This is a genomic window from Marinomonas spartinae (assembly GCF_900089775.1).
In the GTDB taxonomy this organism is placed as follows: Bacteria; Pseudomonadota; Gammaproteobacteria; order Pseudomonadales; family Marinomonadaceae; genus Marinomonas; species Marinomonas spartinae.
In genome coordinates this window covers 25,835-52,350 of record NZ_FLOB01000014.1, presented here as the reverse complement: position 1 = coordinate 52,350, position 26,516 = coordinate 25,835, and the positions used below count along the sequence as shown (strand labels likewise).

General features: G+C 43.2%; 22 protein-coding genes and 1 pseudogene. 16 read left to right on the top strand and 7 right to left on the bottom strand.

What is annotated here, in order from left to right; genetic code table 11:
- The first annotated feature begins 11 nt into the window (after positions 1 to 11).
- Positions 12 to 302: a Dabb family protein gene (locus tag MSP8886_RS18970; RefSeq protein WP_067019635.1), complete on the top strand. Its 291-nt coding sequence runs from the start codon at positions 12 to 14 to the stop codon at positions 300 to 302.
- Between the two features lie 176 nt (positions 303 to 478).
- Here MSP8886_RS18970 and MSP8886_RS18965 read toward each other — a convergent pair whose 3' ends face one another.
- Entirely contained in the window at positions 479 to 1,108 is a 630-nt protein-coding gene (locus tag MSP8886_RS18965; protein ID WP_067019631.1) for a class I SAM-dependent methyltransferase, read from the bottom strand.
- Between the two features lie 375 nt (positions 1,109 to 1,483).
- On the opposite strand from MSP8886_RS18965, the gene MSP8886_RS18960 reads away from it, so the two are divergent.
- Together MSP8886_RS18960 and MSP8886_RS18955 are read left to right on the top strand one after the other, a co-directional pair.
- Complete coding sequence (locus MSP8886_RS18960) at positions 1,484 to 2,776, top strand: NCS2 family permease (protein WP_067019628.1); 1,293 nt, start codon at positions 1,484 to 1,486, stop codon at positions 2,774 to 2,776.
- 131 nt (positions 2,777 to 2,907) lie between these two features.
- Positions 2,908 to 3,651, top strand: coding sequence for a class I SAM-dependent DNA methyltransferase (locus MSP8886_RS18955; protein WP_067019625.1), 744 nt, complete (start codon positions 2,908 to 2,910; stop codon positions 3,649 to 3,651).
- A gap of 37 nt (positions 3,652 to 3,688) precedes the next feature.
- Here MSP8886_RS18955 and MSP8886_RS18950 read toward each other — a convergent pair whose 3' ends face one another.
- Positions 3,689 to 3,904 (bottom strand): hypothetical protein, encoded by a 216-nt coding sequence (locus tag MSP8886_RS18950; protein WP_067019622.1) that lies wholly within the window; start codon positions 3,902 to 3,904, stop codon positions 3,689 to 3,691.
- 422 nt (positions 3,905 to 4,326) lie between these two features.
- On the opposite strand from MSP8886_RS18950, the gene MSP8886_RS18945 reads away from it, so the two are divergent.
- On the top strand, positions 4,327 to 5,217 hold the full coding sequence (locus tag MSP8886_RS18945) for a glycosyltransferase family 2 protein (RefSeq protein ID WP_067019619.1): 891 nt from the start codon (positions 4,327 to 4,329) through the stop codon (positions 5,215 to 5,217).
- Positions 5,218 to 5,312: 95 nt separating this feature from the next.
- On the opposite strand, the gene MSP8886_RS18940 is transcribed toward MSP8886_RS18945, so the two are convergent.
- Both MSP8886_RS18940 and MSP8886_RS22615 read right to left on the bottom strand, forming a co-directional pair.
- Complete coding sequence (locus MSP8886_RS18940) at positions 5,313 to 6,311, bottom strand: branched-chain amino acid aminotransferase (RefSeq protein WP_067019616.1); 999 nt, start codon at positions 6,309 to 6,311, stop codon at positions 5,313 to 5,315.
- 224 nt (positions 6,312 to 6,535) lie between these two features.
- Positions 6,536 to 7,426: pseudogene (locus tag MSP8886_RS22615) on the bottom strand (PAS domain S-box protein).
- An 896-nt stretch (positions 7,427 to 8,322) separates the two neighbouring features.
- Here MSP8886_RS22615 and MSP8886_RS18925 point away from each other — a divergent pair.
- Positions 8,323 to 9,465: a porin gene (locus MSP8886_RS18925; protein WP_067019611.1), complete on the top strand. Its 1,143-nt coding sequence runs from the start codon at positions 8,323 to 8,325 to the stop codon at positions 9,463 to 9,465.
- A gap of 212 nt (positions 9,466 to 9,677) precedes the next feature.
- Here MSP8886_RS18925 and dcd read toward each other — a convergent pair whose 3' ends face one another.
- The gene (gene dcd / locus MSP8886_RS18920) at positions 9,678 to 10,265 is read right to left on the bottom strand and encodes a dCTP deaminase (protein ID WP_067019608.1); all 588 of its coding nucleotides are present in this window, start codon (positions 10,263 to 10,265) and stop codon (positions 9,678 to 9,680) included.
- A 9-nt stretch (positions 10,266 to 10,274) separates the two neighbouring features.
- A complete protein-coding gene (apbC, locus tag MSP8886_RS18915) occupies positions 10,275 to 11,387 on the bottom strand; it encodes an iron-sulfur cluster carrier protein ApbC (RefSeq protein WP_245659148.1) in 1,113 nt (370 codons plus the stop codon).
- A 299-nt stretch (positions 11,388 to 11,686) separates the two neighbouring features.
- Between apbC and metG the strand changes: the two genes are divergently transcribed.
- The 10 genes from metG to MSP8886_RS18865 all read left to right on the top strand — a co-directional run bounded on the left by metG (position 11,687) and on the right by MSP8886_RS18865 (position 23,276).
- Complete coding sequence (metG, locus tag MSP8886_RS18910) at positions 11,687 to 13,735, top strand: methionine--tRNA ligase (RefSeq protein WP_067019605.1); 2,049 nt, start codon at positions 11,687 to 11,689, stop codon at positions 13,733 to 13,735.
- 271 nt (positions 13,736 to 14,006) lie between these two features.
- Positions 14,007 to 14,588, top strand: coding sequence for an electron transport complex subunit RsxA (gene rsxA, locus MSP8886_RS18905; protein ID WP_067019603.1), 582 nt, complete (start codon positions 14,007 to 14,009; stop codon positions 14,586 to 14,588).
- Positions 14,589 to 14,596: 8 nt separating this feature from the next.
- Complete coding sequence (gene rsxB / locus MSP8886_RS18900) at positions 14,597 to 15,193, top strand: electron transport complex subunit RsxB (RefSeq protein ID WP_067019600.1); 597 nt, start codon at positions 14,597 to 14,599, stop codon at positions 15,191 to 15,193.
- Positions 15,193 to 17,604: an electron transport complex subunit RsxC gene (gene rsxC / locus MSP8886_RS18895; protein ID WP_083201040.1), complete on the top strand. Its 2,412-nt coding sequence runs from the start codon at positions 15,193 to 15,195 to the stop codon at positions 17,602 to 17,604. The genes rsxB and rsxC overlap by 1 nt, the downstream gene beginning before the upstream one ends.
- A gap of 12 nt (positions 17,605 to 17,616) precedes the next feature.
- Entirely contained in the window at positions 17,617 to 18,675 is a 1,059-nt protein-coding gene (rsxD, locus tag MSP8886_RS18890) for an electron transport complex subunit RsxD (RefSeq protein WP_067019596.1), read from the top strand.
- Entirely contained in the window at positions 18,676 to 19,290 is a 615-nt protein-coding gene (gene rsxG, locus MSP8886_RS18885; RefSeq protein WP_067019592.1) for an electron transport complex subunit RsxG, read from the top strand.
- An 8-nt stretch (positions 19,291 to 19,298) separates the two neighbouring features.
- Entirely contained in the window at positions 19,299 to 20,066 is a 768-nt protein-coding gene (locus tag MSP8886_RS18880) for an electron transport complex subunit E (RefSeq protein ID WP_067019588.1), read from the top strand.
- Positions 20,067 to 20,179: 113 nt separating this feature from the next.
- Complete coding sequence (gene nth / locus MSP8886_RS18875; protein WP_067019584.1) at positions 20,180 to 20,815, top strand: endonuclease III; 636 nt, start codon at positions 20,180 to 20,182, stop codon at positions 20,813 to 20,815.
- Between the two features lie 110 nt (positions 20,816 to 20,925).
- Positions 20,926 to 22,242: a sensor histidine kinase gene (locus MSP8886_RS18870; protein WP_067019581.1), complete on the top strand. Its 1,317-nt coding sequence runs from the start codon at positions 20,926 to 20,928 to the stop codon at positions 22,240 to 22,242.
- Between the two features lie 14 nt (positions 22,243 to 22,256).
- Positions 22,257 to 23,276 (top strand): response regulator transcription factor, encoded by a 1,020-nt coding sequence (locus MSP8886_RS18865; RefSeq protein WP_067019578.1) that lies wholly within the window; start codon positions 22,257 to 22,259, stop codon positions 23,274 to 23,276.
- Positions 23,277 to 23,393: 117 nt separating this feature from the next.
- Here MSP8886_RS18865 and cqsA read toward each other — a convergent pair whose 3' ends face one another.
- On the bottom strand, positions 23,394 to 24,608 hold the full coding sequence (gene cqsA / locus MSP8886_RS18860) for an alpha-hydroxyketone-type quorum-sensing autoinducer synthase (RefSeq protein WP_067019575.1): 1,215 nt from the start codon (positions 24,606 to 24,608) through the stop codon (positions 23,394 to 23,396).
- Positions 24,609 to 25,092: 484 nt separating this feature from the next.
- On the opposite strand from cqsA, the gene aptA reads away from it, so the two are divergent.
- Positions 25,093 to 26,430 carry an omega-aminotransferase AptA gene (gene aptA, locus MSP8886_RS18855; RefSeq protein WP_067019572.1) on the top strand — a complete coding sequence of 446 codons (1,338 nt, stop codon included), beginning with the start codon at positions 25,093 to 25,095 and terminating at the stop codon, positions 26,428 to 26,430.
- The last annotated feature ends 86 nt before the right edge of the window (positions 26,431 to 26,516 follow it).

Genomic DNA, 26,516 nt, shown 5'->3' with positions numbered 1-26,516 from the left:
AGGACTCGCACATGCTGCAACATTATGTTTTTATCAAATATCAAGAAGGCACATCAGATGAACATATCCATGCCTTTAAAGACAAAATGCTCATGCTCAAACGCACCATTAAAGAAATAAAACACATTGAGGTCAGCATTGATGAGCTTCACGAAGAGCGAAGCTGGGATGTTGTCTTAAATATGCAGTTTAGCTCACTTGAAGATTTACGAACCTACCAAGCGCATCCAGACCACGTCGCAGTTATGCAGTTTAATGGCCCAAATGTTGCTCATGTTGGCGCCTTGGATTGTCATATTTAAAACATTTACCAAATGCCAATACGCACTATAAACACAAAAAAACAGCTCAGGATAAACAAACTGAGCTGTTTTTCTTAGTACATTCCTTTTCCCTATGCATAATACGGCAACACTTAACCCTACACCTCCCACAGGATAGTAGTCAAAAATCCACTCTCATCCTATCAACATAACGTTTATTTCAAGGTTCCCATGGCTAACCAGAAATAGTCACTCTCTTCAACGCTGACATCATGACAAAACTCCTCCATCAACACCTCTAATTCTTCTTGGTCAGGGAAGTTTTTCAGTACTTCATAGGCACTTCCATCGTCAAGTGTTCTCGTCTGAAAAGTATCCCCATACTCGCTTCGAGATGATATGGGCGTGCTACTGCCCTCGATGTAGCGATTATCAAACAAAATCACCTTGGAACCAGGCTTCATAGCTCGGTCAATACCTTTCATAAAGGTTCGACGCTGCTGCATTTTTATATGAGAGAAGAAAAAGCCTGCTAAAAAAACATCAAACTCACTGCTATCGGGTATCTGAAATGCATCCATCACTCGGTAGTCAACATGTCCGCCTTCACAGCTTTCTAAAGCACTTTTAGCCAGTTTTTCAGATGCATCTGTCGCCAGTACATAAAGTGCCGCATTCGCTATTCGCCGTGTCCAATACCCAGTACCACAGGCTGCCTCTAATACTCGTCTACCAAGAACCGATGCTTCAAGTCTACGCTGCAACCACGCCAAATCATCCTGCCTCTCAATAATAGAGTAGATTTTCTCATATTCAGGTTGTCGTTGTTCATAATACTCAAGCATCCAGCAGCCCTCTTACTGTTCAAATCAATTAAAACTGTCATCCGGAGGAGCATTGCAACTCTGTATATCCCCACTGCATGCAAAACCCTCCTCCTAAAATGGCAATTATATCAAATCACATCTCCCTGCCCACCCTAACGGACGCACTAACTCTTCTCTGATTTAGACTGTAGTGGTCAACTCATATGCGTTTTTTTTTACGATTTTCCTCCCCAAAGCCTCTGTCTTTTTTTATACTAGCCGCCCCTTGGCATAAAACTGACCAAAAAATCAGTTTTACTCTCTTATTTTGGCGTGTTGATGATGAATAATAACAACCATTACCTAACATTTAGGCTTAACATCGCGCCAACCCATTAGCAATAAGGTCTCTCTATGTTTGAACGTTATTTTCAGCTCAAGGCGCATAACACCACGGTGCGCAAAGAAGTTATTGGTGGGGTCACCACCTTCTTAACCATGGCTTACATCATTTTCGTTAACCCATCCATTCTTGCACAAGCGGGCATGGACCAAGGAGCTGTCTTTGTTGCCACTTGCCTTGCCTCAGCAGTAGGTTGTTTGATCATGGGGCTATACGCCAACTACCCCATTGCGCTCGCACCAGGAATGGGCCTCAACGCTTTTTTTACCTACAGTGTAGTTCTAGGCATGCATTACACTTGGGAACAAGCACTAGGCGCGGTATTTCTATCCGGCATCATCTTTATTCTCATCAGTATTTTTAAGATTCGAGAATGGATCATCAACGCTATCCCCAACTCTTTAAAATTAGGCATTGCAGCGGGTATCGGACTATTTTTGGCCATGATTGCACTGCAAAATGCAGGCATTATTGTTAAGAACCCGGCTACAGCCGTTGGCCTTGGTGATCTATCATCCCCATCAGCTCTCTACGGATTACTTGGCTTCTTTGTTATTTGCGCTTTGTCCTATTTGAATGTGACAGGGGCCGTTATGATCGGCATTCTATTTATTGCCGTTCTTTCAATGATCTTTGGTCAAAACCATTTTGCAGGGATCGTATCTGCTCCACCGTCTATTGCCCCCACTTTTATGGCGATGGATGTTGAAGGCGCCTTTCAACTCAGCATGATCAGTGTGGTTTTTGCGTTCTTATTCGTGGACCTATTCGATACCTCAGGCACGCTTCTTGGCGTAGGTCAACGCGGTGGATTACTCGATAAAGAGGGCAAACTACCTCGTTTGAAAAAAGCCCTTTTAGCTGACTCTAGCGCCACAGCCATCGGTGCTGCACTTGGCACCTCTTCGACAACCAGCTATATTGAAAGTGCGTCAGGTGTGGCTGCTGGCGGACGAACAGGCTTAACGGCCGTTGTTGTCGCCGTCTTGTTCTTAATCAGCTTATTCTTTTCTCCCTTGGCGGACTCTATTCCAAGCTACGCTACAGCTGGCGCCCTGCTGTATGTCGCTGTACTAATGACAAGCAGCTTAGCAAAAGTTAACTGGGACGATATTACCGATGCCGCCCCTGTACTTATTGCCGCTTTCTCCATGCCATTGACCCACTCAATTGCCGATGGCATAGCTTTATCTTTTGTTAGCTATGCCATCATCAAAGTCCTATCTGGTCAATATAAGCAAGTGAATATCGCCACTTACGTACTCGCCATATTATTTATCTGTAAGTTTGTCGTATTTGCCTAAGACAAAACACATCAAGCTTATTAAATCGAAAGCCCCCAAACGAGTATCAGACAATCTGATACTCGTTTTTCCTTTATGGAGCGGCCAATCGGCCTCCTCCTGATGTGCGTTATTTTTAAAGAAGAGTATTCATGCCCCACAACGCCTTATACACAGACCTTTCTTGTTACTATGATCTCATGTGCGCCGACATTGACTATAAAACACAAAGTGATAGTGCCCATCGCATGCATCAAATTTTCGGTAATGGTGGAAAGCGCCACTTAGATTTGGCCTGTGGAACAGGGCCACATATTCAGTATTTTTGTGCTACAAACTACGACTGCTCTGGCTTAGATATCAATCAGCCCATGCTTGATATCGCCCAAGAGCGCTGCCCTCAGGCACAATTTTCACAAGGCAATATGTGCGCATTTCATTACGAAAACCGCTTTGATTTAATTACCTGCTTTTTGTATTCCATTCATTACAGTGGCGTTCTTAAAGAACTGGCAGGGTGCATCGAAAGCGCTCACGGCGCATTAGAAAAAGGCGGTGTATTCTTTTTTAATGTGGTGGATAGGCGTCAGATCAATAATGACTTATTTATTCAACACAGTATCAACCATGAAGACAGTTGCTTCACCTTCCGGTCAGCTTGGCACTATGTTGGCAACGGTGAAAAGCAAACATTAAACTTAAGCATTAACAAAGTCTCAAACGACTCTCAACAGACCTGGGAGGACAAGCACCCAATGGTGGCGTTAGACTTTGATGAACTACAAGACATGCTATCACCATATTTTGAAGTGCATATCTTTGAGCACGATTATGGAAAAATCATACCGTGGCAGAAGCAATCAGGAAATGCGATCTTTGTTTGCGTAAAGGTTTAGCGAGTATAAACAACGAAACGATAAACAGATCTGCGACTCATGCCATCGCGCGATATTTTAAAATCAAGCTGATAATCTCATGATCACTTACAGTGGAGGATAAAGATTCCGTCACAGAGCGCCTCTGAGGAAGGCGGATATTGAACTTACTTTTCAGTATCGCAATCACTTGAGTATCGGAGTTAGGATCAATAATTTGCCCCGCAAAAATACAGATTCGTTTTAAGAAAAAATCTTTGTTACTAGTAACCATAATATACCTTTGTGTTGTATCGAAAATAGACGTACGAAAGCACAACTTGATCAGTATCTACCAAAGAAAATGACAAGAGAGGATGCGATATGAGCGCCTTAGAGGGAGTAGAAAATATAACCTTCTTCTACTCTACTCTGAAATGCCATAATTAGATAATGTTTTTTTAGAAAACATCAACGAAAAAGAAACCAACCAGTTTACCCCCTTTATCTCATCAATAGACCAATATTTTCCCGTCATCAGTCACCAATGAGCAACATCCCAACCATTTCAAAGATCCTCTTTGAAAATAACAAAAGCCTTACGAGAGAACGTTAAAACAATACCATACCAGCATCGGCCATGTTATAAAAAGAACCATTGGTCTCAAGCCCATAAGAGGCAGCATAGCATTAACAGGATGTTAAGGAAGTTATAGTATGGCAATTGCTAATTTGGTTTCTATCATTATGCCCGTTCATCAAGGACAGATGACTCTTATAAGAGCACTCGACTCTCTCTTTAAACAAACCTACCCAAACTGGGAATGCATCCTCATCGCAGATGATGGCTTCGATTATAAATGGTGGTTGAAGCAGCAAGGTATACAAGATATAAGACTGCGCTTTACCCAAACAGAACAAGCTCGAAGTGGCCCTAATATTGCCCGCAATGTTGGCAAGAAACTCGCTAGAGGCGAATGGATTGCCCCACTGGATGTGGATGACCTCTACTACCCTACTCGCTTGGCACAACTTATCCCTCTTGCTCAGGCATCTGGTCTCGCCCTTGATAATGTCTGTGTTGTTAATGATGACTCTCAAAAAACCATTACCATGGGTCTCAAGCAACCCACCACCCAACTTTCGATTAACGACTTTTTTACTACAAACACCCCTTTGCTGTTTTTATTTCATCATAGTTTGGCACAACACAGCTGGGAGCCCATTGCCAGAGGAGGTGACACTCTATTTAATCTAAGAGCATTAGAAACAGCCGGTTATGCCACCTGTCATCAAGAAGCCCTACACGAATACCGAGTATACAAACAATCCATGTGTCATTCCCCTAATGTTGGAAATATCTTTGATCAAGCTTATCAGGAAACCTTACAGCGTCTTCATCTGGATGGACTTGGTTTTCAAAACACACAGTTTAAAAATAAAGTCATTGAGCTTATCACCTATAAAAAAACACTGAATTTAGCCTTCGAAAAAGCCATAGAGAATGGTTTTAATGGTGACTTTCAAGCCTTCAGTTCAACCAGTCAAAGTTATAGCAAAATAAGCTTAAGCAATAATCAAATACACCTTAATAGTACGTCACTTTAGCAAAACTTCCCTCTCTCCAGAAAGTAAAAAGCCAGAGTATAAACTCTGGCTTTTCAATAGATTAGGGAAAGCCCTAGCTCATTAAGAAAGACATTTTAAACAATCTTGGTTAGCCAATTGTGCGTATCTTGCGCATTTCCCCACTGTATATCATTTAGCGTTTTGCGCAATTTTTCTGCGATTGGCCCAGGCTCACCGGATCCTACCTTGAACTCTTTATCATTATGGATAAAAGTCCCCACAGAGGTCAGTACTGCTGCTGTTCCCGACAGAACCGCCTCAACACCAGGCTTGGCAGCACGCTCTAGCAATTCGCTAACAGTTAAGTCACGCTCACTAACAGTCATACCAAGATCTTTTGCAATCGTCAAAATGGAAGAGCGTGTCACGCCATGTAAAAAGCTCGAATCCAATGCTTTGGTAATAATTTCATCACCATCAATCAATAAGAAGTTCGCCGCTCCCGTTTCTTGCACATCCCCATTAGGACAGAACAATATTTGATCTGCCTGAACATCTTCTTTGGCCTTCATAATCGGCCCAAGCGCACTGGCATAGTTACCACCACTTTTAATCATTCCCATATGAGGGGCGCAACGCTGTCCATTTTCATCTAGAAGAATGCGTAAGGCGTGCGCACCACCTGAAAAATAATCCCCAACTGGAGACAACAAAACATACATCATAGAGGTCAAACTAGGCGCTGCAGCCTTGCCTATAATAGCTTCTGTCCCTATATGTGTTGGACGAATATACATAGAACCCGGTGGCGCAGGCACATCACTGGCAAATTCAGCCACAATATCTTTGATCATTTGAGCAACTTGCTCTTCATTTACATCTGGCAAGGCTAATAAACGGCTACTTTGTGAAAAACGTTTGATATTTTGATCCATACGGAACACGTGAACACTACCATCAGCGTGACGAAATGCTTTTAAGCCTTCAAAGCAAGTACTAGAGTAGTGCAATACATGCGCACCTGGGTGCATTGGGATACTATCTGATGGGACAATCTTAGATTCCCCCCATTGGTTATTATCAAATGTCGCTAATGCCATACGAGGCATAAAAATGCTACCAAAAGCCGCCATTACTATTTCCTATACAAATAAATGATTGCGATCATCAACCGCCACTAAATCCATCAAAAAGCCTCTTCGACCAGCCTTGACCGATTCTTTTCACGATATTAAAGCAGAAAGCACTAGCAAGAAAGACTGTTTCGTATCTACCAATAAAGCAAACGACTATTTATCGTATTTTTGCGTAATTGCTAAAAAACAAAATGGACTACACTGATAAATCGACAGCCTTTCTAATGCACAGTTTCGAAAACCGCCACTTGATTTCCCCCTAATCTTTTCGCTTGGTACATGGCAAGATCAGCCTGTCGAATAAGCTCCAATACGGTCGTTGCATGATTTTTACTATTAGATAGACCAATGCTAGCAGAAACATGAAGTGATGCCCCCTCAATGTTAAAAGGTTTACCAATCTCTAACACGGCATTTTGCGCAATAGCCTTAGCCTGCTCAGCACCTTTTGCATCATCACCTAATAAGACAAGGAACTCGTCTCCTCCCTGTCGCGCCACACACACTGATTCACCAACTCAATGCTGCAGCCTTTGGGCAATTAGTTGTAATAACTTATCTCCTACGCCATGACCATAATTATCATTAACCTGTTTAAAACCATCAATGTCTACAAACAACACCACGGGAGAAGGATCACTCTCATTTTGATTGACTCGCAAAAGCCCCCCTTCTAAGCGTTCAAGAAAAAAAGAGCGATTAGGCAACCCTGTTAATTGATCATGTGCCGCCATATAGACCAAACGAGACTCTATTATCTTACGCTCAGTAATATCATGAGCCACCGCAATTCGCACTTGGTGCTCTTCAGACCAACGAGCCGACCATAAAACATGAACAATACGCCCATCTTTATGTAACCAGCGATTTTCAAAACGAGGTTGTACCTCTCCATTTAACAGCGTTTCCACCACCTTCGCAGTTTTTAGCTTATCTTCAGGAAACACCATACGCTCCATTGACTGGCCAATTACTTCACTAGGCGAGTAGCCAAACATATTTTCAAACGCTGCGCTGACAAAAACAAAGTGCCCAAAACGGTCAACAACACATACCGCATCGAGCATCAACTCCAAAACGTCAGAAAGACCAATCAACTCACTCGCTTTCATTTAATCAAATCGCCTCTATCAAAATATACATTTTCTACTTACCTAACATGCGAACAACAGAATAAATCAAACCTAAGACAGAATGATCATGTTAAGCCCATAACGGTATATGGAAAAGCTTTTCTGGCCCTCACTCTTTTTTCAAACCGTTCTGGATCCTAACCAACTCCACCATGAAGAAAAAAACATAACCAAACGTTCAAAAATCGTCCAGATCTTCACCATTAGCACGCCCTATCATGTAACAGAAAGTAACACCCATGCCTCAACTTGGTGCTCATATGACGATCATGGTGGATTTGTAAAAAATTTACCTGAAATAGAAAAACACAAAATCGAGCAAATAATAATCAAAAAAATTCTTATTTGAGACATTGAATTATTATATATATCCTTTTTTTACATTTTGGCACATATTGTGCTATAAAAATTCACGTAGGGTAAACAATGATGATGTTATGTAATTTAATGTATTGAGTACTTTTGTGCTTTGTTAGAGAGCGAAAAAGTAACCATCAATACAGGATATAAAATCAGCCTAGCGATTGTTCTATCTGTTTTTTTGATCACTTTTCGACGTCATGAAGGTATTTTTTGCACCAATATGACACAAAAAAAGAAGGGTTTTGTCCGGTTTTAGGACGAGATTGGTCTTTATCAGGGTGAATATTGGTCCACTTTATATGCAAGCAACATATAAAAATACCTAAGGACACAAAGCAGTCGAAAAACCCTACTCAACTAAAGCAAAGAAACAAGAGTGCAGGCAAAAAACAGGAGAAGAGACACTAGAAAAATAGCAACACTAAAAATAAGTTTAACTTTACCTAGTATGTGCACTTATCAACTCAATAGAAAGCACACTTGATACAATAAACAATGAAGGAATGCATTTCATGAAAAAAGCGATATTCACCCTAGCTACTCCCTTACTGCTAGCAGCAACAGCAGCAAACGCAGCTAGTATCATAAAAACGGATAATTCCAGCTTGGATATTTTTGGTCGTGCAAAGTTTACAGCCAAAAATGATTCTGTAAAAGGTAGCTCCGCAGGACTAAGCTCACGATTTGGCGTTAAGGGTGAGATTAAAGACGAAAATGGCAATAGCGCATTCTTTCGCACTGGCTGGAACATGGCATCATCAACTGATAGCTCAGCATCAAATAATACAAAAACAACGTCAGTAGCGGATCCTGATAAACCAACAGACAAGAACAAACGAAACAACGTTCTTACATCATCTGGTGGCAATAACATTTCAGCTCGCTATCAATTTGTAGGACTTGGGTTTGAGGGCATTGGTAAATTCACTTTTGGTCAAAACGATACACCGTTCTACACCTTAGTCACCAGCGCGACTGATATTTTTCAATATGGCGGCCTTGAGGCTTCAGCGGGCACTTATGGCTACAACTTTGCCCCTAACCAAGCTCTATACTCCAACACTTTCGGCCGCTTAACTGTTCAAGCTTCTTACCAGTTTAAAACAACGGAAGGTGGTGACTCAAAAAATGGCGATATTTTGGATGTTTTTAGTGCAGGCTTAACGTCAGCGAACTTCAAAACACAAAACAACGCTTATAGTGCCGCAGCCTCTTACGCTCTAACGGATGCACTGAATCTACGTGCTGGTTACGCGTTCCAAACCTTTACCAATAAAGCAACTAAATCAAATTATGGTTTAGCGGCAGACTATACGGTTGGCAATCTATACTTTGCTGGTGTTTATACACATAACAAAGAAGATGATGGTCAGAACAAAGCTTCTCGTAATGGTTATGAAGTGGCAGCATCTTATAATATGGATAAATACACCTTCACTACAGGTTATGCATACGGAACACAAGATAGTGATGTAGCAACAACACCAAATCCTAATGGTGGAAAACCAACTCAAAATGATGACATTGCCTATGCTAAAGCCTTTAAGTTAGGCGTGACTTACCATGTATTCAGCAATGTTAAGACTATTGCTCAAATCACACACAACACAAGCGGCTCGAACACGTATTTAGGCGGATTAAACTACACGTTTTAATTTAGGCTATTCGCTTAACTAAAAGGATATAGTTAAGCCAAACTAGTAAGTATTACGTGTTTATATAGCCTTTTCAGCCCCCCCCCTTCTGAAAAGCGCTAATTACCGACAATATAGACAACATTGCTTAAACAAGGATCGCTGTCTAGACAAAAGAAAAAAGAGGCCGGAGCCTCTTAGTGGAAAAGTGACAAAAACGAGTCAACTAATAATCAGTTTTTATCGCCTGAAATTCGACTGCCAATGGCAGAGTTTTGGTCTTTATATTTTGCATTATCTCGTTTGTTATAGGGTCGATCTGCCGCCCCCGACATGGTTTCAAAATTAATAGCACCAATGGTCATACCTGGGCTCAAAGCAATCGGCAACTTACCGCCATTAAGAAATTCCAAGACAATGCCGCCGCTCCAACCCGGATCAATACGATGCGCGGTCACATGCACCATTAAACCAAGACGAGCCAAAGAAGAACGACCATCCAGCCAACCAACTAAATTGTCAGGCAAGGTGACCGATTCTTTCGTCACCCCCAAGACTAATTCCCCAGGGTGAATAAAAAACGGGCGACCATCGTCAACGAGAATTTCATCACTCATCACAGACTCAATCACTTTGTTAAGATCTGCCTTTGAGCTACTCAAATCCAGATATGGCGCAGGGTGACCTTGAAATACTCGAAACGAGTTACCTAATCGTAAGTCAACAGACACACCACTGATCACACTATTATCAGGGCGCGGATCAATCACTATAGAACCTTCGTCTAGAGCGGTAATTATATCTCGATCACACAAACGCATTACTTTTCCTCAATCATCGCTCATGCCAATGGTTGGCATGGCAAACTGTTCATTCTGTGGGGACGCTAGAGTAGCACCAAGTTTGCGAGCAATCGACTGATAAATAGCAGCAATATCACCCTCAGGCGCACTAACCACTACGGGGGAACCAGCATCACTCTGTTCTCGAATGGCAAGACTCAAGGGTAATTTACCCAAAACGCCCACATTATATTCTTTCGCCAAGGAGACACCACCTTCCTCACCAAAGATGGCTTCATGATGACCACAATTCGAGCAAATATGCACTGACATATTTTCTACTAGCCCCAATACAGGAATATTCACTTTATTAAACATCTCAATACCGCGACGTGCATCTAATAAAGCGATGTCTTGTGGAGTTGTCACAATAACAGAACCTGCCACCGGAATTTTTTGTGACAAGGTTAACTGGATATCACCAGTACCTGGGGGCATATCCACAAACAAGTAATCAAGATCACTCCAATCCGTTTGTGTCAGTATTTGCATCAGTGCCCCTGTCACCATTGGTCCGCGCCAGGCAACAGGCGTATCCTTGGTCGTCAAAAATGCCATAGACATCACTTGAACCCCATAGGCAACAGGCGGAACGAACATCTTTTCATCTCGCACCTGAGGACGAGTACCATCTGCAAAACCCATCATCATTCCTTGGCTGGGCCCATAGATATCGGCATCAAGAATCCCAACGCGAGCCCCCTCTCGAGCCATCGCCAGTGCCAAATTCACCGTGGTTGTGGATTTACCAACCCCACCTTTGCCTGAGGCAACCGCAATAATGTTCTTCACACCCTGCAGCCCTGTGATATTACCTTGGGTTGCATGGCGCTCTACTTGGCAATCAATTTCTAACAGCACATCACGGCTATCATTTAATTCACGCTTGATACGAGCTTCAAGTGAGGCTTTCTCTTGCTCAGCAGGATACCCTAGATGCAAGGTTAGCATGATACGCTCTGCGTCCGTTTTGATTGTCCAAACGCCGCCATAAGCATGACCATTATTTTCATCAATCAGGCTTTCTAAATGAGACTGTATTTGGCTGTCTAACAGTCGCTGCTTAGGTTGATGATCATCAGTATGTGTTTGAGTTGTCAAAGGGGATCTCCAATAGACCATTTTTCAACACATTTGTGCGAAATGGCCCTTGTCATGTGAATTAATAACCAGAATAGAAGCCAATTTGGGGGCAATTTGCAGAAAAGCAAGCCTACCCCTTGCACACGAAGGATGGGCACTTATAATTAGCCGACTTATGATTACCAATAGTACGACGCTCGCTTTTTCAGAAAAACCGATGCAGCTTGTCTATCTGGAAAGGCACCTCACTTCCTATTCAGCGCCCTCTACTATTGATAAAATACTCGACCCTTTTTAATCCAGCAGGCTGATCAATAATGGCACAAACGCAACGCAAAATTTTAGTTACCAGCGCCCTCCCTTATGCAAATGGCCCCATCCATTTAGGGCATATGCTGGAACACATCCAAACCGATATTTGGGTGCGTTTTCAGAAACTTCGCGGCCACCTTTGTACCGCTGTGTGCGCTGACGATGCACATGGCACAGCCATTATGATAAAAGCCGATCAACAAGGCATCACCTCAGAGCAACTGATCGATCGAGTTCGTCAGGAACACATGGCTGACTTTAAAGACTTTTTAATCGGTTACGATAACTATTATTCAACGCACTCAGACGAAAACCGCGACTTCTCTAATCATATTTATAAGCGCTTGCGCGATAACAATAAAATAGCAGTCCGTTCAATCACACAAGCCTATGATCCAGAAAAAGAGATGTTCTTAGCGGATCGATTCATTAAAGGCACCTGCCCCAAATGTAAGGCTGAGGACCAATATGGCGATAACTGTGAAGTCTGTTCTGCCACTTATACACCGATGGAGATGATTAACCCTCGCTCGGTCTACTCAGGCGCCACGCCTGTAGAAAAAGAATCGGAACATTACTTCTTTAAGCTACCAGAATTTCAAGACTTTTTAGCAAAATGGACACGCAGTGGCACCTTACAAGACCAAGTAGCAAACAAGCTCTCTGAATGGCTAGACGCGGGTCTAAAAGAATGGGACATCAGCCGTGACGCACCTTATTTTGGTTTTGAAATCCCCGACGCTCCAGGCAAGTACTTTTACGTCTGGCTAGATGCCCCTATCGGCTATATGGCCAGTTTCAAAAACTTGTGTGATCGCACTGAAGGGTTAACCTTTGACGATTACTGGGCTAAAGATTCCGATGCGGAGCTTTACCATTTTATAGGTAAAGACATCATCAACTTCCATGCATTGTTTTGGCCCGCCATGCTGGACTGTGCAGGCTATCGCACACCAACAGGGGTTAACGCACATGGCTACGTCACTGTAGATGGTACAAAAATGTCAAAATCGCGTGGCACCTTTATTATGGCGCGCACCTATTTGAACCACTTGGACCCGCAATACTTACGCTACTACTTTGCTGCCAAGTTAAATGCCAGTGTCGATGACATTGATTTAAGCTTGTCAGACTTTGTACAGCGAGTGAATTCCGACGTAGTGGGTAAAGTGGTTAATATCGCCAGCCGTACCGCCAGCTTCATTAATAAAAAGTTTGATGGTCAGCTAGCAAGCGATGTTAGCGAAAACGCTATGATTCAATCCTTCATTGACGCAGGCGATGTCATCGCACAACATTTCGAAAACCGCGAATATGGCAAAGCGATTCGTGAGATTATGCATCTAGCCGATCAGGCCAATGAATACATTGCAGATCAAGCACCGTGGGTTTTGGCAAAAGATGAAACAACCCTCCCTAAAGTACAAGAAGTTTGTACCGTAGCCCTGAATCTCTTTAGTATTTTAGCTACCTATTTGAAACCAGTGATGCCGCAAATGGTTGCCGATGCAGAGGCCTTTCTTGGCAAAGTACTCACTTGGGACAATCGCAGTGAATTATTGTTTGGCAAAACCGTGAACGCCTTTAAACCACTAATGGCTCGCATTGATCAAAAGCAAATCGATGCCATGATAGAGGAAGGAAAAGAAGCCGCCGTCGCTGCTGCAGAAGCGGTCGAAACGTCACAAGCGACGACAGAAACGGAACTCAGCAAAGACCCGATTGCAGCAGAAATTTCTTTTGATGATTTTGCAAAAGTCGATCTGCGTATCGCTCTGATTGCCAAAGCAGAACATGTGGAAAAAGCCAACAAATTGCTAAAGCTGACACTCGACCTCGGCGGTGAAACACGCACTGTCTTCTCTGGAATTAAGTCTGCATATAAGCCAGAAGACCTAGAAGGCAAATTAACCGTCATGGTAGCCAACCTTGCACCACGTCAAATGAAGTTTGGCCTATCAGAAGGAATGGTACTTGCGGCTGGGCCAGGTAAAGATGAAATTTATCTACTGGAGCCACATGCTGGCGCAAAACCCGGCCAACGAGTGATGTAACCCTCTCTTTAGTATAAATAGTAGAGACAAAACTACGCCGATTAAATACCTCATTTAATCGGCGTATTTTGTGACATTGAAAACATAAAAAAGATTAACAATAAAATAACATTATATAAGCTTTACTTATTAAATATATTCTAAATTAATCTATTTTTCGGTGAATTTTAACTTGTTAGTTATAAGCAGCTTGGTATAGTTACGCTCTTACGCAGCGTATGCGTACTCCTCGATATTTAACATACTCACAGCATATTTATTTGGACATGAGATGACTGATTATCTGTTGATACTGGTCAGTACCATACTAGTTAACAACTTTGTATTGGTTCAATTTTTGGGACTTTGCCCATTTATGGGGGTTTCTGGCAAACTGGAAACATCCATTGGTATGGCGATGGCCACTACGTTTGTCTTGACTCTTTCCAGTCTTTGCAGCTATCTCACGTTCGAATACATACTTCAGCCGTTTGGGCTAGAGTACCTTAAAACCATTGCCTTTATTTTAGTGATTGCTGTTGTTGTGCAGTTTACCGAAATGGTCGTACATAAAACCAGTCCGCTACTGTATCGCGTATTAGGGATCTTCTTACCGCTGATTACAACAAACTGCGCGGTATTAGGTGTCGCTCTACAAAACACCAGCAAGCAAAACAACTTTGTCGAATCCATCTTATATGGTTTTGGGGCAGCGGTTGGCTTTTCTTTCGTCCTTATTCTGTTTTCAGCCATGCGTGAGCGGATTAATGTCGCCGATGTCCCCAGCGTCTTTAAAGGCTCAGCCATCGGTATGATCACAGCAGGACTGATGGCCCTAGCCTTTATGGGCTTCACTGGTCTGGTGCAAATATAGGAGCCATTATGTTGACTGTTTTGCTCGCTGTGGGAATTCTATTAGCCCTTTCCTTAATATTCGGCGCTATTCTTGGCTATGCCAGTGTTCGCTTTCATGTAGAAGGCGACCCTATTGTCGATCAAATTGATGCCATCTTACCACAAACACAATGTGGTCAATGCGGCCATCCTGGTTGCCGCCCCTACGCGGAAGCCATCGCCAACGGAGAAGCAATAAACCACTGCCCGCCCGGTGGACAGGCGACGATTCAAGCCCTCGCCGATTTACTCGACGTAGAAGCGATTCCCCTCGATGGCGACCACGGCACAGAAACCGCCAAGCGCGTGGCGGTTATTCGTGAAGACGAATGTATTGGCTGCACTAAGTGTATTCAAGCCTGTCCAGTGGATGCCATTCTTGGCGCTGCAAAACAAATGCACACCGTCATTTCTGACGAATGTACAGGGTGCGACTTATGTGTTGATCCTTGCCCAGTAGATTGTATTGATATGGTAGAAGTCGGCGTGACCTCAAAAACCTGGTCTTGGGACAAACCCCAAGGTGTCGCAGCAACCTCAATGAACATCATTGCCACGGATCGCAAAGCGGAGGTGGCACACTAATGCAAACGACCAATATTTTCTCTTTTCATGGTGGTATTCATCCGCCAGAAAACAAAGCTCAATCACTGACATTACCTCTTGGCCACCCAAGCTTGCCGAAGGAGTTGATACTCCCCCTGAGTCAGCACATTGGCCAAAGCTCTCGTCCGTTAGTCAACCAAGGTGAGCAGGTACTAAAAGGCCAAGCTGTTGCCATTAACAACGGTTTTTTGAGCAGCTTTTTACATGCTCCCACCTCAGGTACCATTACCGCCATTGAAGAGCGCGTCATCGCTCACCCTTCGGGATTAAGCGACCTTTGTATTGTTATTGAGCCTGATGGGAACGATTGCTGGACGGAACGCAAACCTCTTGACGACTGGCGCAGGATAAGCAAGACAGATGTCTTGTCCTACCTTGCTGAAATGGGCATTGTTGGTATGGGAGGCGCGGGGTTTCCAACACAAGTGAAACTACAGGGGGCACACAAGCACCCGCTAACCCACTTTATTATCAATGCAGCAGAGTGTGAGCCCTACATCACCGCTGACGACATGCTAATTCGTGAAAAAGCCGAACAGTTAGTGCTTGGTATCGAAGTACTACAACATCTCGTTGAAGCAGACCAAGTCATCATCGGCATCGAAGACAATAAACCACAAGCGATTGCCGCACTTAACAATGCTCTAGCGCAACACAATAATACTATTCAGGTTGCCGTTGTGCCGACCAAATACCCATCCGGTGGCGAAAAGCAATTGATCCAGCTGCTCACAGGTAAGGAAGTCCCCAGTGGCCAACACCCAGCTGATATTGGTATTTTATGCCAAAACGTCGGTACCTGTGTAGCGGTACATGACTCTATTTATCTCGGTCAACCCTTAATCACTCGCTTTACCACCTTGACCGGGGATGCACTCAAAGCTCCACAAAATGTCGAAGTATTGCTTGGCACACCAGTTAAGCATCTACTAGATTATGCTCAGGCAACTCACAAAAAAATCAGTCGCTTAGTCATGGGCGGCCCGATGATGGGCTTCACACTGAACTCTATCGATGCCCCCATCGTCAAAACCAGCAACTGTATTTTAGCAGCGAGCAAAAAAGAGCTGCCCGCCCCCGCACCAGAGCAAGCCTGTATTCGCTGCGGCATGTGTGAACAAGCCTGTCCGGCCAGTCTGTTACCTCAGCAGCTTTTATGGTTCAGCAAGAGCCAGGAGTTTGAAAAGGCCGAACATTATAATTTGTTTGATTGCATCGAATGTGGTGCTTGTTCTTACGTCTGCCCAAGTAGTATTCCACTTGTACAGTATTACCGACATACCAAAAGCAGCATTCGCGAAGCACGGGAAGCCGCCGTGAAATCGGATCTCGCTAAACAACGTTTTGAAGCAAGAAAAGCACGTCAAGAAGCCGAAGCGGCAGAAAAAGAAGCGAAACGTCTAGCACGCCAAAAAACCTCCACCCAGAAGACAGAAGGTAAGGCGACAGAAACCAAGAAAGCCACGCCAGCAGCAGAGACAAAAACGGCCATCCCAGATGAAAGCAAGAAACTTAAGGTGGATATCGCGCTTGCTAAGAACAAACTGAAAAAGCTTCAGAAACAATTAGTTGAAGCTCAAGAAAATGAACATGTAGAAGAAATTAATCATTTACAGTTACAAGTCACTGAACAAGAAAAGACCCTTAGCTTGCTTGAACAACAGCTTGAGAAAATGGCAACGACACCTGCGGAAAAGTCTACTAAGGCCGCACCAGCTCCTGTTAATGAGGAGCTGAAAAAAGCGAAGATCGATGTCGCGTTGATCGGTGCAAAACTGAAAAAGGCGCAAAAGCAGCTAGCGGAATCTCCCGACGATAACGAACTAAAAGCAAACGTTAGAGAACTCGAAAAAGGCCTCGCGCAAGCACAATCACTGCTTGATAGACTGACTTCGTCAACAGCTGCCCAGAAGGCAGACACACCACAAAAAGCGTCATCTAAACCCACAGTCAATGATGACCTCAAAAAAGCAAAAATCGACTTAGCTATTGCCAAGGCGGCTGTAAAAAAAGTCGAAAAAGCTCTCAAAAAAGCCGAAGAACTAAAAGCCCCAGAGTCGGGCACCCTGCGCCAACAATTACAAGAAGCACAGCAACGAGCGGACAGTTTAGAAAAGGCTTTATCAAATCCACAGACTCAGTCCCCGGCAACAGAGGCGACAAAATCAAACGCATCAACGGATGAGAGTGCCGCCCAAAAAGAGCAAATTAAAAAGCAAAAAATTGCCTCTGCTATGGCCAAAGCCGCCATTAACAAACTGAAAAAACGCCTCGCCGCCGAGCCAGATCAAGCGGAGAGCATCCAACAAGAGATTGCCGCAGCGGAAAAAAGACAGCAAGAAGCCGATGCACTGTTGGCACAACTCACACAATCGCAAGATACTATGTAAGAGAATGGTTAAATGGCACTATTGAGGATTACCTCTCCACACACACAACGGGCTGGGCGTCGCACTTCTTGGGTGATGCTCATGGTTATTTTGGCAACGATACCTGGTATTGCGGTGCAATCTTGGCTGTTTGGCTGGGGCACCCTAATCAACCTTGCTATCGCCGCCATCACCGCACTGCTTTCTGAGGCGGCGGTTTTAACGATGCGTCGTCGCTCTGTTGCATTCTATTTAAAAGACTATAGTGCCCTACTGACTGCTGTCCTGCTTGGCATTGCCTTACCCCCTAGTGTGCCTTGGTGGGTGACGGTGACAGCCGTGGCCTTTGCGGTGATTTTTGCAAAACAGCTCTATGGCGGTTTAGGGAATAACCCATTTAATCCTGCGATGGTAGGTTATGCCATTGTCCTGGTATCGTTTCCTGTTCCTATGACTCAATGGGTAGGCGCTTCCGATATGGTATCATCTGGTTCTATGCTGTCCCTCTCTCAAAGTCTACAAGCCATCTTCCACCATTTACCTAGCATTGATTCTTACACTATGGCAACACCATTGGATGGCTTCAAACACAAAGATAGCCTCTCCAGCACCGCTGCGTTTAACAGTATCGCTTCTTTAAAAGGCGCCAATCTGAATAGCTGGCTCTTCATAAACGGAGCCTATCTACTAGGCGGCTTAATACTATTAGCATTGCGTATCATTACTTGGCATACACCAGTGGCTGTACTCTCTTCTTTGTCCGTCATCTCTGGTGTTTTTTACTTGATTGACCCCAATCATGCGGCGACACCTTGGTTTCACCTAACCACGGGTGCCGCCATGTTCGGTGCCTTCTTCATCGCCACCGATCCAGTGACGTCTTGCACCAGTAACCGAGGAAAGTTGGTATATGGGACTGGAATCGGTATTTTAATCTATGTGATCCGGACATGGGGTGGTTATCCAGATGGCATAGCCTTTGGTGTATTGCTGATGAACTTTGCTGCCCCTTTGATCGACTATTACACGCAGCCTCGCACCTATGGCCATAAGAAAGCCAAAAAGGGCCTAACCATTAAAGAGGATAACTAAGTGGACTTAATTGCCTCTATACGTCGTAACAGTATTGGTTTGGGCATTTTTGCCATTCTCACCGCTGGATTGATCGCCACCATTCACTTGGTGACCAAAGACACCATCGCCAATAATATGTTAAAAGCGCAGATCGCCGCATTTAATGACATTTTACCCGCTAGCCGCTATGACAACGATCTCACCAAGGACACAGCTATACTGCCAGCGGACAAGCTATTAGGTGGGGCCCCAGTCAAAATTCATATTGCTCGAAAAAATGGCCAAGTCAGCGCCATTATATTCGAAACCGTCGCCCCTGGTGGCTATAATGGTTCACTTGGATTATTAGTATCAGTAGACAGAAACGGTATAGTGACCGGCGCTCGAGTCATTAGTCAAAACGAAACCCCTGGACTTGGCGACAAAGTGGATATTAAAAAATCTAACTGGATCTTGAGCTTTAATGGCCACTCTTTGGGTAATCCAGGGTTAGCTGGCTGGAAAGTCAAGAAAGACGGCGGTGATTTTGATCAGTTTACTGGTGCTACTATCACACCACGAGCAGTGGTTCGCGGTATTAAAAACACCTTGATCTATTTTAAACAACACAAAGACTCGCTATTAGCGCGTTAGGAAAAGGCATGAGTGCAGACGAGCAAATCTTAACCAGTGACGCCACACCAAACAATAAGGCTAGTGCGAATTACACTGAGATCATCTACAACGGCCTGTGGAAAAATAACCCTGCTTTAGTCCAGCTTCTAGGATTGTGTCCAATGCTGGCGGTCACCAGTACCGTGGTGAATGCCCTTGGCCTTGGCCTTGCGACGACTGCTGTATTAATGGGCTCAAATATGGCCGTGTCATTGATTCGTAACTATGTCGCTGATGCAGTTCGACTCCCTGCCTTCGTGATGATCATCGCCTCTTTCACTACCTGTATTCAGATGATCATGCAAGCTTATACCTACGAGCTTTATCAGATTCTCGGTATCTTTATCCCTTTGATTGTAACCAACTGCGTTATCCTTGGCCGTGCCGACTCATTTGCTAGCCGAAATCCTGTGCTCCCCTCCATTCTAGATGGCATGATGATGGGTCTCGGCTTTACCTCAATCCTCATCGTCCTTGGCGGGATGCGTGAGTTAATAGGTCAAGGCACCCTATTCTCCGATATGCAACTGCTCTTCGGTAGCAGCGCCGCTCACTGGAAAATCGTTGTCTTTCATGACTACCCCAATGTGCTCTTTGCCTTGTTACCTCCTGGCGCCTTTATTGGTCTAGGCATTTTAATTGCCATGAAAAACTATCTGGATGAGAGCCAGAAAAAACGCCTTGCCGAACAAAAGCCAACACAAGGTTCTGCTACCTCTAAGCGCGTTCGGGTGACTGGTCAAGCAGCGTCTTAACCTTATATAAATAGTAAGGAAATCAATGACAATATCGTTGGCAAAAACAGTGTTAATGATAAGATCAGTAGTCATAAAAAAAACAGCTTTGATGCCAATTTAAGAGACAGACTGTGAATAAAGAAAAACGTTACGAGATTTTCGCTCGCCTTCGTGCGGAGAACCCAAACCCAGTGACAGAACTAGAATACAATTCACCGTTCGAGTTACTGATTGCGGTATTGTTTTCCGCGCAGGCCACCGACGTAAGCGTTAACAAAGCCACTAGAAAACTATTTCCCGTCGCTAATACACCTGAAAGCATGCTTGCACTGGGAGTGGATGGTTTAAAAAGCTATATTAAAACCATTGGTTTATTTAACGCAAAAGCAGAAAATGCCATCAAAACCTGCCAAATGCTTGTCGAAAAGCACAATAGCGAAGTTCCAGACACACGCGAAGAACTAGAAGCCTTGCCTGGCGTCGGGCGCAAGACCGCGAATGTGGTTCTTAATACCGCCTTCCGACAAATTGCCATGGCAGTGGATACTCATATCTTCCGTTTTGCCAACCGCACCAAGGTCGCCCCCGGGAAAAACGTGCTTGAAGTAGAGCAAAAACTCCTGAAGTTTGTCCCAAAAGAATTTTTATTGGATGCCCACCACTGGATGATCCTTCACGGACGCTACATCTGCGTGGCACGCAAACCCAAATGCAGCGCCTGCATCATCGAAGACTTATGTGAGTTTAAAGAGAAAACATCAGCATAAAACACTCATTATGCAAAAAGCACAGGAATGTGAGACGTCGGCTAATAAAAAGCGTAGTATACGCTCTGCACGGCTAATTATTTCCAAGGAGGAGTCGACAAGTGCAAACAATGAAGATGTGGTTCTTTACTGTCTATAGCCGGCTGAGGCAATCAATTTTAGAAAGCGTTGAATACTCCCTGCCACATTCTTTTTATATAGGTCTAATTGGTACAATTGGCTTTCCTCTATATTACTGGGTATGGTCTTATGCATTTCCACAGCCTTATGAGAGCTTAACACTACGCTTGGTTGGTAGTCTTTTATTTTTAGGGTTAGCATTACTTAAATTTTGGCCAGATTGGCTGCGTCCATATACTACCCTTTATTGGCTATTAACAATGATTTATAGCCTACCTTTCTTCTTCATGTACATGTTATTAATGAATGAGGGAAACATTACATGGGGCATGTCAATGACGGCAGCACTAAGTATATTAATACTAGTTGCTTATAATTGGGTGTCATTCGTCACAATGCTTTCTAGCGGGTCAGTGCTGGCACTGACAGCCTACATACTAACAACAGATAAAATTATATTTAGTAATTACCTAAGCCAGTTACCAGTCTATCTTTTCTTAATAGTTGCTGGAAGTGCTTTTTATTTCCCTTATAGAGTTAAGCAAGAAAAGCTCAAGGTATTGGCCTCCGTAGGTGCAGAGATTTCCCATGAGTTGAGAACCCCACTGATGACCATTCGCAACCACACCTATGGCCTCAGCAAAAACTTACCAGAATTATTACGCGTCTATAAATTAGCGCAGGCTAACAACCTAACCACCCCTCCCCTAAGACCAGATGTTTTTATGGCACTGGAGCGCTCAATACAGCAGATAGACAACGAAGTTAGGCATTCCAATACCGTGATCGATATGCTATTGATGAACGTGAGAAAGCCGAAAATAAACACAGAAGAGTTCGGCTATTTTTCTATGTCAGACATCATTAGGCAAGCAATCGATCGTTACCCCTTTGATTCCAGCAGGGAACGTAGCATAATACGAGTAGACCTAAACAAGGATTTTTGCTTTCTAGGCTCGGATATACTTATGATGCATGTTATTTTTAATCTTATTAAAAATGCTCTGGTATTTACAAACAGCAATCCAGAGGCCAATATTGAAATAACCCTAGATAATGCAGACGATACAAACCGTATCTATTTTCGAGACAATGGTAGAGGGGTGGCCCCAAAGGATAAAAACTCAATTTTTGAGAATTTTTATTCTTCTGGTAACCAAGTTATAGGAACGGGAACTGGTATAGGCTTATCATTTTGCAAAAAAATATTAGCAACTTTTAATGCCTCCATTAAGTGTGAATCTGAGCTTGAGAAGTTCACCAAGTTCATACTAACCTTCCCCCAATTAAAACCATCAAGTAACTGAAAAATGGAATTTTGATGATGCTTAAACATAACAAAAAAAAGATTAATGCCTATTATTACCCTACTACTGTGGTGTTCTTGGATGATCATCAGGCATTTTTAGACAGTATTCCATTAGCACTGGAAGCGAATGTTGTCTACCAAGCCTTTTCAAACCCTCAAGATGCAGTTAATTACATTAACAGCCATACTCAATACCATCCCTTAATGGAAAAAGATGTCTCTTGGGCAGATGATCACTCCTGTTATCATTATAAGCTAGATGTCACATCCATTTTCCATCAAACGCATGAAGATAAACGTTTGTATGAGCCTTCGGTACTAATCACCGATTATGCTATGCCTGGCAATGATTACAATGGCTTGGATGTCTGCCAATCCATTGATAATCCCTATGTTAAAAAAATCCTCCTTACTGGCGTAGCGGATGAGCAGGTAGCTATTGAAGCGTTAAATAATAAGCTTATTGACTACTATCTTAAAAAAAGTGCTCAAGACATTCTCCCTCAAATTAATGAACTGATTCAGCGTTATCAACAAGACTATTTCGGCGATATGACACGGGTAATCAGAGAAGGCTTAAAAGTTACCAGTCCCTTAATTGATGACCCCGCCATAGAGGAGTATTTTTTTGCTCTTATTGAGCAAGAAAATATCGTGGAATACTACTTATGTACAGAATTCAGTCCAGCATCATTAGATTTTTTAATGATAAATGCAATGGGAAAAAGACATAAATTATTGCTATTCACCCAAGATGACATAAAAACGCATAGGGATGTGGCTGCGGATGCAGGTGCGCCAGCGGCCTTACTCACAGCACTAGAAAATCCATCTAGCCTCCCCTTATTTCCAAGTTTAGATGGTTTTTATCATCCTGATCTAGAAGAAAATTGGCAGCAGTATATCTACCCTATCACCAAGATTTATGGGTATGGAGAGGAGTCCTACTTAGCTGCTTTTATCCAAACAATAGATATACCTCAAATACAAAAGGCGCCGTCTGTTTCTTCACAACAAAATAAGACAACCTAATATCGTCAATTAATATATTCTTCGAGGTTTTATAAAAACCTCGAAGAAAAGGCTTCACCTATAGGTTAAATCCTTTGTAGAACGTTAAAATAAGAGAAAATATCAAGCTATTGATACTCAGGAAAAAGACAGAGATTTTGTTTTGGTAGAACGCCATTTGTGTAGATCTATCTCCTTTCTAATCTCTTTGCATACATGAATAATATTTGCCAGCTGACTATCCGTTAAGTCTGAGTTAACGGATAACCGCACCAAAGAACGCTTCTTCGCCGTGGCTGGTGCGCAAAACACTGAACCAAAAACATCTCTGATCTCTAACGCATTTTTTAAGATCATTGTTTGCCACTCACTCCCTGCTTCAAGAGCAATAATTTGTGATTGCGACTCACTTGTGTTGTAACCCAAATAGCTCAAGGCCTGCCTCAGATAGGCGGCATTACTATGAAGTCTCTTACGTCGATCATCTGCCGCGATAATTAGCTCTAATGTTTTATCCAAACCAGCAATTTCATAAGGCAATAAAGCAGAACTAAAAATAGAGGGGTTAGCCGTGCATTTGAAGTAATCAGCAAAGCCTTTTGGACAAGTAATAATACCAGCACGACCTGCAAAGGCTTTCGCCAAACTGGCAGTACGGAACATCACCTTATCCTGCAAGCCATACTCTACCACCATACCTCGCCCCTGAGGCCCGTGAGTTCCTAAAGAATGAGACTCATCGACTAATAATATACAGCCTTTGGCATACGCTGCTTCCACTAATGCTGTTAAGGGGCAGACACTACCATTGGTACTGTAGACGGAATCCACCATTACCAAACCAGAGCCATAGCGATCAATTAGCGATATTAAATGATCAATACTATTATGACGAAATGGATAAACTGACGCCTTACTAAAATGTGTACCATCCCACAGAGACATATGTGCCATCATATCAATATAGATAGGCACATGTGCCCCCTCAACAATAGATTGCACTAATCCAATATTAGCATTATATCCAGATTGACAAAGCACCGTTTCTTCGGAATCCATAAAATCCGCCATACGATGCTCAAAATGCAGCTGTGGATTATCACCATGCATAAAAACAGAAGACATTAGAACAACATTATTTTCCATTCCCTCCAATACACTTCTTTGCGCTGCGATAATCTCAGGATGACTAGCCAAGGCAAGGTAATCATTACTAATCAACTTAAGCGATGTTGCTGTTGGATTAAGGCCATGCATAATATGCTGACCACGCCATTCTTGAGCATAACGTTGTACATGTTTATTTACTTTTTCAGCCAAATAGTTAGGGTATTTATTGATATTGTTTGTCATTTCTCTTCTCCTTATGCCAAAAGCGGCATACTTGAAAAACTCAAAAAAGAGAAAAGAGCCAACGAGCAAGAAGACTGGCCACCAAACCTTTGTCAGCGTGTCTTAGTAGGATAAAGAAAAAGCGTTATCACCATATACAAATAGAACATAAGTTTCCCCCTCCCTCTTGCTCCTTATTGGTAACAGGCCACAATAAAAATTTGTTAAAACTGACCAATGCTCCTCGCATGCAGCTTTTCAATTTTTTGAGAGCCATTGCCATCCCCATACAATAGAGACAGCAATTCATTGTAATCCGTTATGTAGTAACAAAAAGTAATGAAATCTGACAAAGACAGATAAGCCTGAAAAAAGCAGCACGAGAAGACCAATCCTTTGTTTAATAATTACTAATCTATAATTAATTAAGATTGAATTTATTAAACATTATTCACGGCCCATGCTTCTCTTATACATATCCCCATGATGAGAGAGACTCACCTTTATGAGCCAGATCGCAAAGACCAAACTTACCCAAACTCAATTAGATGCCCACTGGATGGCCTACACGGGCAACAGACAATTCAAACAAGATCCTCGTCTCATTGCATCCGCAGAAGGTCATTACTACACAGATATAGATGGCCGAAGAATTTTTGATGGGCTCTCTGGTTTATGGACATGTGGTCTAGGGCACAGCGTCCCTTCTATTAACGAAGCCGTCGCGAAACAGATAAAAACACTGGATTACTCCCCTGCCTTTCAATTTGGCCATGAAAAGTCCTTCTTATTGGCTGAGAAAATAACGGAGTTTATGCCCGCACCACTCAATCGTATCTTTTTTACTGGCTCTGGTTCTGAGTCTGTAGATACGGCATTAAAAATTGCTCGAGCTTATTGGCGTAAAAAAGGCAAAGGCACAAAAACCAAATTTATTGGTCGTGCCAAGGGCTATCATGGCGCAGGGGTTTCAGGCTTTAGTGTGGGTGGTATTCCTGCCAATCGTACTCTATATGGGCAAGGTCTTGAGTCTTATCATTTACCCCATACGCAAGTACCTGGTACGGAATTCTCAAAAGGCATGCCTGAAAAAGGCAAAGAGCGCGCCGAAGAGTTGCTTAACTTGATTAATATGCACGATGCCTCCAATATTGCTGCTGTGATTGTTGAGCCTATGTCGGGCTCAGGTGGTGTGATTGTCCCCCCTGTTGGTTATCTCCAACGTCTCCGTCAAATTTGTGATGAACACGATATTCTATTGATTTTTGACGAAGTGATTACTGGTTTTGGCCGTATGGGCGCAAAAACAGGGGCAGAAGCTTTTGGGGTAACACCCGATATCATTACTCTAGCCAAGCAAGTCACTAACGGAGCCATTCCGATGGGGGCCGTGGCGTTCAAACAGGAAATTTATGACACCTTTATGGAAACTGGTGGCGCTGATTATATGTTGGAAGTCCCCCATGGCTATACTTACTCAGCCCACCCCATTGCCTGTGCTGCTGGCCTGGCTTCTCTCGAAGCAATCACACAGCAGAACTTGATTGATCGGGTAAAGGAAATGAGCCCTATTTGGGAGGCCTGTGTCCATCAATTAAAAGCCGCTAGCCCACTCGTTACAGATATTCGAAACTATGGCTTTGCCTCTGGTATGAGCATTGCCCATATTGACGGTGAACCCGCTAAGCGACCTTTTCAAATTGCTATGCGTATGTGGGAGAAAGGCTATTATGTGCGCTACGGGGCCGATACGATCCAGCTAGCACCACCATTTACTACAGAAAAGTCAGAAATGGACAGTTTGATCAATGCGTTAGGTGACACCCTAAAGGAACAACACTAACCAATTTACTCTGAATAATAAAACGAAATCAAACAATCCGAGTGGGACGACCATTCGGATTTTTTTATTTCATAAAAATGCCTAAA